The sequence below is a fragment of the Leclercia sp. UBA2479 genome, assembly GCF_002341985.1.
Lineage (GTDB): Bacteria > Pseudomonadota > Gammaproteobacteria > Enterobacterales > Enterobacteriaceae > Enterobacter > Enterobacter pneumoniae.
The window spans coordinates 13877-29525 of the sequence record NZ_DDPB01000006.1 but is presented as its reverse complement, the minus strand read 5'-3'; the positions used below and the strand labels follow the sequence as shown (position 1 = coordinate 29525).

Here is a 15649-nt window from a genome sequence, read left to right as displayed (position 1 = left end):
CTGTTGTTGGCGCTCTTCGGAGCGCCTTTTTTTTATTCCCGCTTCAGGCGTTTGGAATTGCACAGCCAGAGGGTGATCACCAGCAGCAGAATGGCGGCCGAGTAGATCAGCACGTCGAGCGGCGAGGTATGATCAACGATAATCAACCGCACAATCGCCGTAATGCCAATGTAGACAAAGTAACGCAGCGGAAAGTGAAAGCCAGACTGGAAGTACTTCACGATCAGGGCGATAAATTCAAAGTAGAGAAAGTAGACCACCAGCCCTTCGACCAACTCGTATTTGCTGGTTTGTTCAGGGGCAAACAGGACATCGGCCAGATGCAGCGTCTCTTTGCCGAGAAAGACGACCAGAATCAGACCAAGGCTCAGCAGACCGAGGTTCAGCACGGTCTGGAGGATGGTTGAGATGAACTCAACGCGCGGGCGGGTCAGGGATGTCATACAGCACCTCATTCTCCAGGGCGAGGTTCCTGTATAACGCAAAAATGTGACGGGGATCTATATTTTTTGTTTATGTTTTACTCGATTCGGAGTTTGTTACCCTCTCCCTCAGGGAGAGAGGAAAACCATGCCCTCACCCCAGCCCTCTCCCTCAGGGAGAGGGAGAAAACCGAACCCTCGCCACTGAGGAGAGGGTTAGGGCGAGGAGCCTCAGCGGAAGTTAATACTCTTATCGCTGGTCATATCATACAGCTGGAACTTACGTCCAAGCTGTTGCCCCCCGTCGCGGGTCAGCGGCGTCCAGCCAATGGCCGCGCGGCTGCGGGTCGGGCCTGATGAGAAGAGATCGAGCGGAATAGAGACATATACCCCTTTGGTGAAGTCCCCTTCCCCGTACTCATCCGGCGACACGTTGGTGAGGGTCGCATAGCCACCGACAACCACGCCGCTGTCGAAGTGTTTCGAGATATCCAGCGTGCCGCCTTTATCCCCCGCCAGATACTGTCCAACGCTCGCTTTCACCAGCACATCCTGAGCAAACGACGGCGTCCAGTAGGCGGTGAGATGGCCCGTTTTCACGCTGTAATCGGTGAACTTCATCATGTCCTGCGCGCTGCGCCAGTCACGCTGTTTCACGTAGTTGGCATCCAGACCGAACGCCCAGTTGCTGTCGACAGGACGGTAAAGCACTTCGGCCCCCGCACCGCCATACATGGTCTCCAGATAGCCTCCGTACACCTGGCCGTAGAAGCCGTTGCCAAAGTACTGGAAATAGTTGGCCTGCAGGTTGTTCACGTACGCGTTGTTTTGCACATAGTCACGTACATGTGTACGCACGCGCGGCAGCTTCGAATCGCTTGGCGGGTTGGTGTAGTTGAACTTGTCGTAGTTATTCGCCAGGTTGCCAAACAGACTCCCGGTGGTCAGGAGGTGATCCGTCACCCACAGATCCGCCGTGGCCATCACCCCCAACTGGTACATATAGAAGTTTTCTGGCCCACCGACGGACTGGTTTAGCACCGGATCGATATGGAAATCGAAGCGCGGTTTATCAATATACCAGCCCTGCTCGGTGCTCTCTGGCACTATCGGCTCCACCCGTTTTTGAACCAGTTCGGTCTCGTGTCCCAGTGGCTCTCCCGCCAGATGGCGCTGCAGGCTTGCCACATCCGTTTCAGTGGTCACCTGAGGCAGGTTAAGTCTGTTTTCAGTTACACGGATCGTGCGGATCCCGTCGGGAAGATCGTTCATGATGATCCGGTTGGCGCGTTCGATCCCTTCTCCTGAATCGCGGTATTTCACCTGCTCGCCGGTCACGTACAGGGTATCGCCCTTCACCTGGATCTTCGCATCCGCGAGGCCGGCATTGTATTTCAACAGCGTGAGCTGGTTGGCAACGACCGTATGCTGGAGGATGGCATCCTGCGGCTCCGGCTGGTATTTCGGCCGGGCGTTATCGTTGTATGACGGTCGCATATCATTGAAGTTGGTGCGCAGGGTTACGCCAAACATCAGGGTATTGCCCCGCTCGTAGCTGAGGTTCACGTCGGCCCAGTCGGTTACGCGATAAATGGCGCCAACGTTAAACTTGCTCTTCTGTTCGAGCTTGCCGGCAAAATCTTCGCTGTAGTTATTCCCTTCATACTCCAGCTTCAGGCGTAGCGGCTGCCAGGGCGTCTGATACTCTACGCCGCCAAACAGTGAAGCGGGGCCGTGGAACATCTGATCGCCATTGACCGAACCGGCCTTTTTATAGCTGTTGTCGCGGTAGCAATATTTGTCGCTGTATGAACAGAACGGGTTACTGACGTTACCGCTGGTGCCGAGATATCCCCAGCCCAGGCCGAGGCTGAAATCAAACGGGCCCCAGGCTTTACTGGCCACCAGGTACTCGGCATCGAACAGACCTGTACCGCCGATATCGCGCGCGCCGACGGAGACCTGAGGCATCCAGTAGCTCTCTTCCCACAGACGCAGTTTTACGTCGAAGGCTTTATCTTTATAAGTCTGATTACCAGAGAAAGACTCTACGCTGCTGTATTTTTTGGTGCGAACGTCGGTATAGCGCAGGGTGGTTTCCAGCCACGGGAAAAGCTGTACCGAGGCGGAGTAGTAACGATACTGATCGTTATCGCGATAGTTAAGGCTGATCTCCCCTTCCCGCGCCATGCGGGCGGTAGGCGTTTGCAGCAGCCCCACACCACCAAAGTCCGACTGCGACGGCCCGATCGGGGCCGGATACGTTTCTGCGTGACAGGCGGCGCTCACACACAGCGCCAGGGCGCTGTAGAGATAAGTTTTTTTCATCAATCCGGTATCCGATGCGTCAGGGAGTGAAGGATGTCGGTATTGAGACCGTCATACGCCTTCGTCCAGAAGTGATCGGCAAAGCCGACAAAAATCACGCTGCCCGGCATGGGCTCCACATGACGCTTGTTCCAGTAGGCCACCGGGACGTTCTGCGTACGGCCATCCGGATAAACGACCCACGCATAGCTCTTCTCAGCACCCGCTAACAGGCTCTGCTCGTCGAGATAGCTCGCCACATCGCGCCCCGGCGTAAACGGCTTTTTGCCCGGGCTGCTGACCAGCCCCATCACCGTCACGGTGCCAGGTTTGGCGGGGATCCACAGGCTGTACTCCCCCAGCAGCGTCGGATTGCCGTTTTCCGCTATGCGCACTTCATCAGGATCGAGATTTATCCGCTGACGTCCGGTCACGGCAATCTGCTCCAGCTGCTGGCGCACGGCGTTGATTGCCGCCGTATCGTCGCCAGAGGCCTGGCCAGCAAGCCCGGTCAGCCTTGCCAGCAACGCCTTGTGCTGCTGCTCTGCTCGCACCGTGGCCTGACGCTCACTGATTACGGCTCCCGGCCACCAGCTGTTTGCCAGACGAGGCTGTCCAACCAGATCGAGCAGGTGTTCCGCATTGGATAAGGTTTTGGGTTCTTTGCTGTCGGCGATATAGACCTTAACCGTGCCCGCCGACCACGCCAGCGGCGCATTCAGGCACATTAACAGCGCAACGCAGAGTTTGATGTTCATTGTTTCGCTGCCTTAATCAGGGTCGCTTTCACCGGGAAGAAATCGGCGCCCAGGTACTGCAACGACTGGCGTATCTGCCCTTCGTCGTCCACCCAGTAACGGTTATGCCAGCTGGCCTGATCGGTCGTGACGGCTTCATCCAGCACGCGAACGTGAGTCTCGTCGCTGCCGACTTTTACGCTGTCGCTGCCATCCCAGCGAAAGACCGACCGCGCAGTGGCATAGCGCACCTGTTTGTGTTCGGTCCAGCCCATCGTCCGCGTCCAGCTTGCGCCGTCGGTAATTTGATTGGGCTTGATAAGCGGGTCATCCGCGAGGTTATTCACCTCCAGCAGATTGTCGCCGCCGAGCAGTGTTTTCACTATGCGGCCATGCTGCGTAACAATGGTGGCCTGATCCTGCGTCACCCATTTCTGCTGCCCGTTTTCATCGAAAGCGAGTACCACAAACAGTTGCGGGCCATCGTTTAACTGCATGTATTGGCTGGCGTAGGGCATGTTCTGGATATCGTCATCGGTCAGGTGAACACCCGGCGTTCCGAACAGACTCTCCCACAGTGAGTTGCCCAGCCCTTTAGTGGTGGCTGAGCAGGCCTGTAAAAGCAGGCAAATCAGGATGATTGCAGGTCGCTTCACGACTCTTCTCCGAAGGGGCGAAATAACCACACCGAAGTGTGGTTAGAGTTAATACACCCGGTATTACTGGGTGCTTGTTGTGGTTGTGGTCGTGGTTCCGGTATTGGAACCATCACCGCCACCGGTTGCCGCCAGCGCGACACCCACGGCCGAGCCTACGGTGCTGGTCGCGGTTGCGGTAGAACTCCCCGCAGACGCAGACGTCGCAGCCGAACCCGCCGCTTCACCGACCTGAACCGGTGCTGCCCAGGCAGACGTCGCCGCAAGCGCAGATATGGCAAAAATGCCATAAAGTACTTTCTTCATATCAATTTCCCTTCAATGAATGAATGGAGATTTACCTGAAAAGAAATTCAGGCGGGATCGAGTATACACAACTAAAGCAGACGGATTGACGCAGCGGGAAATAACAGAAAGGTTTTCAGATAATTGGATGCAGGGAAATAAAAAGTCTATTTAATGAATTAAAAAATCATTAATTTCAATTAATTAAAATATACAGCGAGAGTTGGGTTCTGCGTATACTCCTAAAATAGACCCTGATAACTATTGGGCTATTTGGCCTTTTCAGATAAAACTTATAATAGAAATTTGCGTAAGGTAACGGACAACAAGAATAGTCCGATAAAAAAATGCCGGCATGGCGCCGGCATCATTTATGACTCATTTATTACGCGCGCCACGCTTTATAACGGTTAATCAGACCGTTGGTTGAACTATCGTGGCTGGCGATATCTTTATCATCATTCAGCTCAGGCAGGATGCGGTTAGCCAGCTGTTTGCCCAGCTCTACGCCCCACTGGTCAAAGGTGAAGATATTCAGGATCGCACCCTGGGTGAAGATCTTGTGCTCATACAGCGCAATCAACGCTCCCAGGCTGAACGGAGTGATTTCGCGCAGCAGGATGGAGTTGGTTGGGCGGTTGCCTTCGAACACTTTAAACGGCACCACGTGGTCCAGCTGAGCCGGATCTTTACCCTGGTCGCGGTACTCCTGCTCTACCACTTCACGCGCTTTACCAAACGCCAGCGCTTCGGTCTGGGCGAAGAAGTTAGACAGCAGCTTCTGGTGGTGGTCAGACAGGGCATTATGGGTGATAGCCGGGGCGATGAAATCGCACGGTACCATTTTGGTGCCCTGGTGAATCAGCTGATAGAAAGCGTGTTGACCATTGGTGCCCGGTTCACCCCAAATAATTGGGCCGGTCTGGTAATCCACCGCGTTGCCATTACGGTCAACGTACTTACCGTTGGATTCCATGTTGCCCTGCTGGAAGTAGGCCGCAAAGCGGTGCATGTACTGGTCGTACGGTAGGATGGCTTCTGTTTCCGCACCGAAGAAGTTGTTGTACCAGATCCCGATCAGCGCCAGCAGCACCGGCAGGTTTTTCTCGGCAGGCGTCGTGGAGAAGTGTTTATCCATCGCGTGTGCGCCGGAGAGCAGTTCAACAAAGTTGTCGAAGCCTACGGAGAGGATGATCGACAGGCCAATGGCGGACCACAGGGAGTAACGGCCTCCCACCCAGTCCCAGAACTCGAACATGTTGGCCGTATCGATACCGAATTCGCCAACCGCTTTACCATTGGTAGAGAGCGCCGCGAAGTGTTTCGCCACGTGTTTGTTGTCGCCCGCGGTTTTCAGGAACCAGTCACGCGCGCTGTGGGCGTTGGTCATGGTCTCCTGGGTGGTGAAGGTTTTAGATGCCACCAGGAACAGCGTGGTTTCCGGGTTCACTTTCTTCAACACTTCCGCGATATGGGTGCCATCGACGTTAGAGACGAAGTGCATATTCAGATGATTTTTGTAAGGGCGCAGCGCTTCGGTCACCATGAACGGACCCAGGTCGGAGCCGCCAATACCGATGTTCACCACGTCGGTGATCGCTTTACCGGTATAGCCTTTCCAGTCACCCGAAATAATGGCTTCTGAGAAGGTTTTCATTTTTTCCAGCACCGCGTTCACTTCCGGCATCACATCTTTGCCGTCAACGATGATAGGTGTATTGCTACGGTTACGCAGAGCCACGTGCAGCACGGCACGGTCTTCGGTGCGGTTGATCTTCTCGCCAGAGAACATGGACTTGATCGCCCCGGCCAGATCGGTCTCTTTCGCCAGATCCAGCAGTTTGGCCAGCGTCTCTTCAGTGATACGGTTTTTAGAGAAGTCCACCAGCATCTGATCGTCAAAGGTCGCGGAGAACTTACTGAAACGATCTGCGTCTTTTGCGAAGAGGTCCGCGATCGAAACGTCTTTCATTTCGTCAAAGTGCTTTTGTAAAGCCTGCCAGGATGAAGTCTGCGTTGGATTGATGTTTTTCATAGCAATACTCTTCTGAATTGAGAATTGTGACTGCGGTCGATTGTAGCGCCTGCGAACAGAAATTGTGATGGTTTTTATGCCATTGCCCTGGTCTGCATCAAACGCATGTGAAAAGACCCGGAAAGTATAGCTGCTGTACTCTCTCCCTGACGCGGTGGATTGTTGTTCAGAAAGGGCAAAAACGAAGGATAAAATAATGGCCTGTTATAAGTCCTGTTACTGAGGGGTACCCCCCCATGAAAAATCCGCATAATCCCAGCATTGACAGGACTTCCCCCGCATTTTATTTATAGGGCCGTAATCTGCGGCTGCACCTGTTTTCGTTTCAATCTTGTGCCACGGTCGCTTTATTCATTCCCTGACACGAGGTTGTTATGACGAGTTTTGTGGTCGCTAAATTTGGCGGCACCAGTGTGGCTGATTATGAAGCCATGAACCGCAGCGCCGATGTGGTGCTGGCCGATCCGAATACTCGCCTGGTGGTGCTCTCTGCATCCGCTGGCGTGACGAATCTGCTGGTTGCGCTGTCAGAAGGACTGGAAGCGACTGAACGCTTCGTTAAACTCGACGCCTTGCGCCAAATTCAGTTCGATATTCTTGAGCATATGCAGAATCCAAACGTGATTCGCGAGGAGATCGAACGTCTGCTTGAGAACATCACCACCCTGGCAGAAGCCGCCTCGCTGGCGACCTCTACCGCGCTCACCGACGAGCTGGTCAGCCACGGTGAGTTGATGTCCACCCTGCTGTTTGTCGAAATTCTGCGTGAACGTCAGGTTCAGGCCCAGTGGTTTGATGTGCGTAAAGTGATGCGCACCAACGACCGTTTTGGCCGCGCCGAGCCCGACATTGCCGCGCTGGCAGAGCTTACCGCGCAACAGCTGGCCCCACGACTGGCGGAAGGCATGGTCATTACTCAGGGCTTTATTGGTAGCGAAGCGAAAGGCCGTACCACCACCCTGGGCCGTGGTGGCAGCGACTACACCGCCGCACTGCTGGGCGAAGCGCTGCACGCGTCTCGCGTCGATATCTGGACCGACGTACCAGGCATCTACACCACCGATCCTCGCGTAGTACCGGCAGCAAAACGTATTGATGTTATCGCCTTCGAAGAGGCGGCAGAGATGGCCACCTTTGGGGCGAAAGTTCTGCACCCGGCGACGCTGTTGCCGGCCGTTCGCAGCGATATTCCGGTCTTTGTGGGTTCAAGTAAAGATCCAAAAGCCGGCGGAACCCTGGTGTGTAAAAACACCGAAAACCCACCGCTGTTCCGCGCGCTGGCCCTGCGTCGCAAGCAGACCCTGGTGACCCTGCACAGCCTGAATATGCTGCATTCCCGCGGTTTTCTGGCAGAAGTGTTTGGTATCCTGGCGCGCCATAATATCTCGGTAGATTTGATCACCACCTCTGAGGTAAGCATCGCCCTGACGCTGGATACCACCGGCTCAACCTCTACCGGCGATACGCTGCTGACTCAGTCGCTGCTGATGGAGCTCTCTTCGCTGTGCCGCGTGGAAGTCGAAGAGAACCTGGCGCTGGTGGCAATTATCGGTAACCAGCTCTCTCGCGCCTGTGGCGTGGGCAAAGAGGTCTTTGGGGTATTGGATCCGTTTAATATCCGCATGATTTGCTATGGCGCTTCCAGCTATAACCTCTGTTTCCTGGTACCGGGTGCCGAAGCGGAGCAGGTCGTGCAGAAGCTGCACCAGAACCTGTTCGAATAATAAAAAAGCCCGGTGCCATCGCAACCGGGCTTTTTTTAGCTCGCCAGCACTGTTTTCATCAACAGGGCATCCAGCGTTTTTATGTCGCCTTCACGGCCATCAGGCAGCGTAGGCGGCACCTCACCCCGCGCCAGCTCTTGCTGCAAAAACGCGTGCAGAAGCGGCCGTCGGGGGCCGTACTGCGCTTCACCGGCGCGCTGTTTGATAGCCAGGAGTTCATCTATTTCCTGGCGTAGCGGCGGCTCCAGCTCGCTTCCTGCCAACAGCTCGGCAAACCGCATCGGCGGCACCCCTCTGCCCGCTTCGACCCAGCGCACCGCTAACAGCGGACGCAGAACGTAAAAGTACTTCTTCAGCCGAACCTCATCTCCCTGCAAATAGCCGCGGAAGTTTTTCCGTGCCATTGAGTAGTAGTGCCAGCGTGCCCGCACCGGGGAAAACCACTGCGGGACTAATGCTCGCAGCTCCGCTAATACCGCGTCGTTCTGCTGATAGACCACCGGCGAATCGAGCCACTCGATTAAGGTGGGGTTCGCCGCCTTGAGCAAGCCCAGCGCTTTGCGCCATTCCCAGCCGCAAACATCCAGTTCGTCATCTATCGGCAGCTCTATCACATCGCGCTGCGGCTCAACGCGCAGGTACCATTCAGGTTGATGCACATAGAGAAAGCGCACGTCGTAGTCGCTATCCGGTGAGGCAAAGCCCCAGCCCCGGCTGCCCGATTCGCAGGCGTAAAGCACCTTCACGTTAAAGCGCCGTTCGACCTCTTCTAGCTGCTGCCGCACGCGGTCACGCATGGCGGCATCGACTCCGTTATTTGCCATCTTTTTATCCTTTTACACAGACCACCTGACGCAAGGTATGGACCACTTCGACCAGGGACGATTGCGCCGCCATCACGGCTTCGATGTCTTTATATGCCATGGGGATCTCATCGATCACCTCGCTGTCTTTCCGGCACTCCACATGGGCGGTGGCGCGGATCTGATCCGCCACGGTGAACCGTTTTTTCGCCGCCGTCCGGCTCATTACACGTCCGGCCCCGTGGCTGCAGGAGCAAAAACTCTCTTCATTGCCCAACCCGCGCACGATAAAGCTCTTCGCCCCCATTGAACCGGGGATAATCCCCAACTGCCCCTTTTGCGCCGACACCGCCCCTTTACGCGTAACCAGCACTTCTTCGCCAAAATGGTGCTCTTTCTGCACGTAGTTATGGTGGCAATTGACCGCCTCTTGCTGAGTCATAAAGGGTTTGGCGATTATGTGTGACAGTGCGCTCAGTACCCGGGACATCATCACCTCGCGGTTATGACGCGCAAAATCCTGTGCCCACTCCACGGCTTCGATGTAGTCGTTATAGTGGCGGCTCCCCTCCTGGAAATACGCCAGGTTTTTATCCGGCAAATGCGCGAGATGTTGCTGCATATCTTTCTGGGCCAGGGTGATAAACAGGTTGCCAATCGCATTTCCTACGCCGCGCGAACCGCTGTGCAGCATCACCCATACTCGCTGCTGTTCATCGAGGCACACTTCAATAAAGTGGTTACCGGTGCCCAGCGTACCCAGATGCTGATAATTGTTAGTTTTCAGCAACTGAGGGTATTTATCCGTCAGCCGTTTGAAGCGCGGCGCCAGCCCGGCCCAGTGGGCATCCACTTCCGCAGGGGGCGTTTCCCAGGCCCCTTTATCGCGACGAGAACGGGTGTTAGTCCGTCCGTGCGGCACCGCCTGCTCAATGGCGCTACGCAATCCGCTCAGGTTATCCGGCAGATCGCTGGCCACCAGCGAGGTGCGCACGGCGATCATCCCACAGCCGATATCGACGCCCACCGCCGCCGGAATAATGGCCCCTTTGGTCGGAATGACGCTGCCAATGGTCGACCCTTTACCGAGATGCACATCCGGCATCACCGCCAGATGTTTAAAGATAAAGGGCATTCTTGCGGTGTTCAGCAGTTGCTCTTGCGCCTCGGGCTCGACCGGAAACCCATGGGTCCACATTTTTACCGGCGCACTGTTCTGCGCCGTCAAAAGTTGAAATTCGTGATGCTGCATTGCACTACCCCTTTAGATTCACTAATCCGTGCAGGACTTGATCCAGGCCACCAAACACCGAGATTTTATCGATGCGTTCTGCCACTCTTTCCAGCGTTTCCAGCTCTTTTAAGCGCAGAGCAACCGGGTTGTTTTCCATCACTTTCGCCGTATTTAACAGCGAACGGGTGGCGGCGGTCTCTTCGCGTCGGCGGATGACGTTAGCCTGCGCCGATTTTTCAGCCTCAACCAGGCGGGAGAGGATGGTTTTCATATCCCCCGGTAAGACAATGTCTTTCACCCCTAAAGAGGCGATATCGATCCCAAAGGGTGCCATTCGGGCATCAACCTGCTTGCTAACCACCTCGTCAATGACCTGCTTATCTTCGAGCAGTTCGTCCAGCGTACGGGTACCTACCGCTTCGCGCAGAGCAAACTGCAATTCGCGGTACAGATGATCAAGCGGACGGGTAAGCTGGCCAAATGCCTGCAACACATCGCGATAACGCCAGTTCGCCGCAAGATTGAGGCGCAGGTTCACTTTATCCTTCGTCAGGATCTCCTGCCCCGCCACTTCCAGCACCTGCAAACGGGTATCGACTACCTCCGCCTCGACCAGATGATTCACTTTCCACCAGGCGCTCATGCCCGGCATTAACAACGGCTGGGTTTCACCATCGATTTTTAATACCCCCACGTGCCAGGCGGGCACCTGAACCACCTGTATCGCGTCGCGCCCTTTCACCGCGCCGTTACGACGGGGCTGCAATACGGCAGCCATCACGTCGTCGGGCACCTGAACCTGGCGCGTGTCGAACCGCACCAGCTTCAGCGCGTCATCTTCCTGCCAGAACAGACGTCGGGAGGCGGGAGGGATCACCTCCTCAATGACGCCATTCCTGTACAACACCCCGACTTCATTATCTGTTAATTCCACGACGAGGCAGTATGTGTCTACCCAGGCTGGCTGGAAGCGGCGTAAATAGTCGGCCAGGGCTGCCGGGACTTCACTGCCGTCGCGGCTAACCACTAATACGTCCGGCGTGTTGAACCATGGCAGGCGGTGTTCACCCGCCTCAAGTACCTTGTAGTAATCGCCACGCTTCGCCAGCAGCGCCAGTTGACCTTTGCGTACCGTAATTTTTTTTATCATTTTATTTTCCTTTTAAAATCAGGGGCGGGTGCAGGAGCGAAACCGCAGGGGAGATCCCTCTTGCCTGCGATCCGGCACCGTTACCGGCCACCTTCTTTGGGGCTAAAACACCGCCCCTCTTTACCATTTATGAGTCACAACCAGTTTTCATTGGGGAAATGAATGGGGAATCGAACCCCTGGGTGTCATTGGTTGACGGAACGCCCCGGGAAAACAGTGTTCGCCGTTCCTGGTGCGCCGGCGGGGCCTTAACCCCCTGCGAGCTCAACGTACTGACAGAGGAGTTATTGCCATAAGCGTGCCAACAAAAGGAAAATGACGAATAAAATTTTATGTAGCTGAATTAATAGATATTTATTTTTTATCGTCTATTTTGACATTGCATGATCTGCTGATAATTTTTATCTTTTGATATCGATTTTTATCTTGTGGGATAAACATGAAGAAACGGCGGGTGGTGATTGGCGTGCTCGGCACGGTGATGGATAAACGCGGAAAACGGGCAAACCGCTTTCGCAAATGGCGGCCTACCGTCGGGCTGTGTCAGCAGCCAGACTTTCCTGTCGACCGACTGGAGCTCATTCACCAGCCGCACGATCAGAGCATGGCTCAGCAGATCGCAGAAGATATCGCCCTTCTTTCACCCCATACCGAGGTTCGCCCTTGCCCGGTCATCATAAAAGACCCCTGGGATTTTGAAGAGGTGTACGCCGCGTTTCTCGACTTTGCGACCCACTACCCCTTCGATACGGACAATGAAGAGTATCTGGTGCACATCACCACCGGGACGCACGTGGCGCAGATTTGCTGGTTTTTACTGACCGAAGCGCGCTACCTCCCTGCCAGCCTGCTGCAAACCGGCCCGGCCGCCAGAGGCGCGCCGGAAGAGGCCATCGCCGCGGGCAGTTACTCAATCATCGACCTGGATTTGAGCCGGTATACGACCTTAACCAGCCGCTTTCAGCGCGAGCAGCAGCAGTCCGTTTCGTTCCTGAAAGCCGGAATCGACACCCGCAATGCCACTTTTAACGCCCTTATCGATCAGATTGAGCGCGTTGCGCTGCGTTCTACGGCGCCTCTACTGCTGACAGGCCCGACGGGGGCTGGCAAGTCGTTTCTCGCCAACCGTATTTATCAGCTTAAACAGGCGCGCCATCGGGTCTCTGGCAGATTAGTCGCGGTGAACTGCGCCACGCTGCGCGGCGACAACGCCATGTCGACGCTGTTCGGCCATGTGAAAGGGGCCTTTACCGGCGCGCAGACGGCCCGAACGGGGCTATTACGTGAGGCCGACGGCGGCGTGCTGTTTTTAGATGAGGTTGCGGAACTGGGCCTCGACGAACAGGCCATGCTGTTAAAGGCCATTGAAGAGAAGACCTTTTTCCCGTTTGGCTCGGATAAAGAGGTGCAGAGTGATTTTCAGCTGATCGCGGGCACGCACCGGGATCTGCGCCAGTGGGTGGCGGAAGGTCGTTTTCGCGAAGATCTCTACGCCCGTATCAATATGTGGAGCTTCGCGCTGCCGGGGCTGGCACAGCGCCGGGAGGATATTGCGCCGAACGTAGAGTACGAACTGCACCGTTTTTCGACCGAAGCGCAGGCGCAGGTACGATTTGATAAAGACGCGCGCGAGCGCTATCTGCGCTTCGCCAGTTCTCCCTCCGCGCTGTGGCGCGGTAATTTCCGCGAACTGAGCGCATCGATAGCGCGCATGGCGACCCTTGCCGAACAGGGACGCATTACCCTGGTGCTGGTAGAAGAGGAAATTGAGCGCCTGCAGGCCAGCTGGCAAACAGCGTCGACAACGCCACTGCCTGAGATCGATCTCTTCGAGCAGCGTCAGTTGGAGACGGTGCTGGAGGTGTGTCGGCGCAGTGCTTCACTCTCCGAGGCGGGCCGTGAGCTTTTTGCTGTTTCGCGATTAAAAAAGGCGAATCCAAACGATGCCGACAGGCTACGTAAATACCTGGCCCGCTTTGGGCTGAGCTGGGAGAGCCTCCGCGCGGGATCATGAAGAGAATTTGTTTGAATAAAATTCATTAGCAGGATAAACAATACCTATGGCCGGGCTCGAACCCGGCTTTTTTTATAAAGAAACAACACAACACAATCGCAAGGAAAACCTATGTTAGCCGTTATCACCAGGCTGTTCCCGCTATGGGCACTGCTGCTCTCTGTACTCGCGTATTACACGCCCACCCATTTCACCGCCATTGGCCCCTGGATCACAACCCTGCTGATGCTGATTATGTTCGGCATGGGCGTCCATTTAAAAATCGACGACTTTAAGCGCGTGCTGTCGCGCCCGGCACCGGTCGCGGCGGGCACTTTCCTGCACTACCTGATCATGCCGCTCGCCGCCTGGCTGCTGGCGATGGCGTTTAAAATGCCGCCTGACCTCTCTGCCGGCATGGTACTGGTGGGCAGCGTTGCCAGCGGAACCGCCTCTAACGTAATGATCTATCTGGCAAAAGGGGATGTCGCACTTTCGGTGACTATCTCTTCGGTGTCGACCCTGGTGGGCGTGATCGCCACCCCGCTGTTAACCCGCCTGTACGTTGATGCGCATATTCAGGTGGATGTGATGGGAATGCTGCTCAGCATCCTGCAAATCGTGGTGATCCCTATTGCGCTGGGTCTGGTTATTCACCATCTTTTCCCGCGCGTGGTAAAGGCGGTTGAGCCGTATCTGCCCGCCTTTTCGATGGTCTGTATTCTGGCAATTATCAGCGCCGTGGTGGCCGGCTCGGCTGCACATATCGCCTCCGTCGGCTTTGTCGTTATTATTGCGGTGGTGCTGCACAACATTATCGGGCTGCTGAGTGGCTACTGGGGCGGTAAGCTCTTTGGCTTTGATGAATCCACCTGCCGCACGCTGGCCATTGAAGTGGGGATGCAGAACTCCGGCCTGGCGGCGGCGCTTGGCAAGATCTACTTCTCACCGCTGGCGGCATTGCCGGGCGCGCTGTTCTCCGTCTGGCACAACCTGTCCGGCTCTCTGCTGGCGGGCTACTGGTCCGGCAAAGCGATTGATGAACAACCGAAAAAAGATGCGGTAAAGCAGGGTTAATTGGCGACACTTGCTTTACACTGAAGCCTCCCCTTCAGGAGGCTTCGCAATGGCGACACCCCGTTTGACCCAGAAAGAGATGACAGAAGCCGAGCAGCGCGAACTCAAAACGCTACTCGATCGCGCCCGTATCGCGCATGGCCGTACGCTAACGAACGCCGAAACCAATCAGGTTAAAAAAGAGTACATCGATAAACTGATGGCGCAGCGTGAAGCCGTGGCAAAGAAAGCCCGCAAGCTGAAAAAAGAGCAGGCTTATAAACCGGATGCAGAGGCGACCTTCTCCTGGTCAGCCAATACATCAACCCGTGGAAGGCGCTAATTAGCGCCCTTTCTTTTTACGGCCCGGCTGGGTAAAGCGTTTCCCCGCGGGCTTGCCCCGCCCTTTTTCTTCAGCAGGCGGCGCCTTCACGACCGGGCGCTTAATCGCCTGCGTTTTCGGTTTTGCTTTCGCCTTTGGCTTCGCTTCAGAAGAGGAGTTTTCGATCAGCCTGAACAGCTCAATCAGCTCGTCGTCGGTCAGGTCGCGCCACTCGCCCAGCGGAATACCGGACAGGCTGACGTTCATAATGCGCGTGCGTTCGAGCTTTGTGACTTCATAGCCGAAATGCTCGCACATACGACGGATCTGGCGGTTTAGTCCCTGTACCAATGTAATGCGAAACGAGAATGGCCCCTCTTTCTTCACCTTACATTTCTTCGTGACGGTGCCCAAAATCGGCACGCCTGCGCCCATGCCCTGGATAAATTCATCGGTGACCGCTTTGTTCACCGTCACAATGTACTCTTTCTCGTGATCGTTACCGGCACGCAGGATTTTGTTAACCAGATCGCCATGGTTGGTGAGGAAAATCAGCCCCTGAGAGTCTTTATCCAGGCGGCCAATCGGGAAGATGCGGGTGCTGTGGTTGACGAAATCAACGATGTTATCGCGCTCGCCGTCTTCGGTGGTGCTAACGATGCCAACCGGTTTGTTCAACGCGATAAATACCAGGTCTTCTGCATCACGCGGCTCGATGAGTTGACCATTTACTTTCACCACGTCGCCGGGCGTAACCTGGTCGCCAATGGTGGCGCGTTTGCCGTTGATAAACACGTTACCCTGTTCGATGTAACGGTCTGCTTCGCGACGTGAGCAAATTCCGCTCTCGCTAATGTATTTATTTAATCGGGTTGATTGTTCTGGCAGCATAGTTTCTCCTGTGAAGGGCGAAATATACCTTACC

The 15649-nt window shown here is 55.4% G+C and carries 14 protein-coding genes; 4 read left to right on the top strand and 10 right to left on the bottom strand.

Annotated elements, in window-relative coordinates; all coding sequences use genetic code 11:
- Positions 1–32 precede the first annotated feature (32 nt).
- The 6 genes from psiE to pgi form a co-directional block, all read right to left on the bottom strand.
- Positions 33–443 (bottom strand): phosphate-starvation-inducible protein PsiE, encoded by a 411-nt coding sequence (gene psiE / locus B3B59_RS05055; RefSeq protein WP_040077630.1) that lies wholly within the window; start codon positions 441–443, stop codon positions 33–35.
- Between the two features lie 210 nt (positions 444–653).
- Positions 654–2750, bottom strand: coding sequence for a YjbH domain-containing protein (locus B3B59_RS05050; protein ID WP_040077631.1), 2097 nt, complete (start codon positions 2748–2750; stop codon positions 654–656).
- On the bottom strand, positions 2750–3487 hold the full coding sequence (locus B3B59_RS05045; protein WP_212478552.1) for a capsule biosynthesis GfcC D2 domain-containing protein: 738 nt from the start codon (positions 3485–3487) through the stop codon (positions 2750–2752). The genes B3B59_RS05050 and B3B59_RS05045 overlap by 1 nt, the downstream gene beginning before the upstream one ends.
- The gene (locus tag B3B59_RS05040; protein WP_046885546.1) at positions 3484–4122 is read right to left on the bottom strand and encodes a YjbF family lipoprotein; all 639 of its coding nucleotides are present in this window, start codon (positions 4120–4122) and stop codon (positions 3484–3486) included. The genes B3B59_RS05045 and B3B59_RS05040 overlap by 4 nt, the downstream gene beginning before the upstream one ends.
- A gap of 63 nt (positions 4123–4185) precedes the next feature.
- Positions 4186–4428 carry an exopolysaccharide production protein YjbE gene (gene yjbE / locus B3B59_RS05035; RefSeq protein ID WP_040077635.1) on the bottom strand — a complete coding sequence of 81 codons (243 nt, stop codon included), beginning with the start codon at positions 4426–4428 and terminating at the stop codon, positions 4186–4188.
- Positions 4429–4792: 364 nt separating this feature from the next.
- Positions 4793–6442, bottom strand: coding sequence for a glucose-6-phosphate isomerase (gene pgi / locus B3B59_RS05030; RefSeq protein ID WP_286808266.1), 1650 nt, complete (start codon positions 6440–6442; stop codon positions 4793–4795).
- A gap of 374 nt (positions 6443–6816) precedes the next feature.
- Here pgi and lysC point away from each other — a divergent pair, with 374 nt between their 5' ends.
- Positions 6817–8166, top strand: coding sequence for a lysine-sensitive aspartokinase 3 (gene lysC, locus B3B59_RS05025; protein WP_046885548.1), 1350 nt, complete (start codon positions 6817–6819; stop codon positions 8164–8166).
- A gap of 35 nt (positions 8167–8201) precedes the next feature.
- Here lysC and B3B59_RS05020 read toward each other — a convergent pair whose 3' ends face one another.
- The 3 genes from B3B59_RS05020 to B3B59_RS05010 are packed head-to-tail and all read right to left on the bottom strand — an operon-like array spanning position 8202 to position 11353.
- The gene (locus tag B3B59_RS05020) at positions 8202–8990 is read right to left on the bottom strand and encodes a nucleotidyltransferase domain-containing protein (RefSeq protein ID WP_040077640.1); all 789 of its coding nucleotides are present in this window, start codon (positions 8988–8990) and stop codon (positions 8202–8204) included.
- Positions 8991–8994: 4 nt separating this feature from the next.
- The gene (locus tag B3B59_RS05015; protein WP_286808263.1) at positions 8995–10221 is read right to left on the bottom strand and encodes an RtcB family protein; all 1227 of its coding nucleotides are present in this window, start codon (positions 10219–10221) and stop codon (positions 8995–8997) included.
- 4 nt (positions 10222–10225) lie between these two features.
- A complete protein-coding gene (locus B3B59_RS05010; RefSeq protein WP_286808262.1) occupies positions 10226–11353 on the bottom strand; it encodes a slipin family protein in 1128 nt (375 codons plus the stop codon).
- Positions 11354–11792: 439 nt separating this feature from the next.
- Here B3B59_RS05010 and rtcR point away from each other — a divergent pair, with 439 nt between their 5' ends.
- The 3 genes from rtcR (at position 11793) to B3B59_RS04995 (ending at position 14745) form a co-directional block, all read left to right on the top strand.
- Positions 11793–13367 carry an RNA repair transcriptional activator RtcR gene (rtcR, locus tag B3B59_RS05005; protein WP_286808260.1) on the top strand — a complete coding sequence of 525 codons (1575 nt, stop codon included), beginning with the start codon at positions 11793–11795 and terminating at the stop codon, positions 13365–13367.
- A gap of 111 nt (positions 13368–13478) precedes the next feature.
- On the top strand, positions 13479–14423 hold the full coding sequence (gene panS / locus B3B59_RS05000; protein ID WP_046885553.1) for a ketopantoate/pantoate/pantothenate transporter PanS: 945 nt from the start codon (positions 13479–13481) through the stop codon (positions 14421–14423).
- A gap of 49 nt (positions 14424–14472) precedes the next feature.
- Positions 14473–14745: a DUF3811 domain-containing protein gene (locus tag B3B59_RS04995; RefSeq protein WP_286808258.1), complete on the top strand. Its 273-nt coding sequence runs from the start codon at positions 14473–14475 to the stop codon at positions 14743–14745.
- Here B3B59_RS04995 and rluF read toward each other — a convergent pair whose 3' ends face one another.
- Complete coding sequence (rluF, locus tag B3B59_RS04990) at positions 14746–15615, bottom strand: 23S rRNA pseudouridine(2604) synthase RluF (protein ID WP_286808256.1); 870 nt, start codon at positions 15613–15615, stop codon at positions 14746–14748.
- Between the last annotated feature and the right edge of the window lie 34 nt (positions 15616–15649).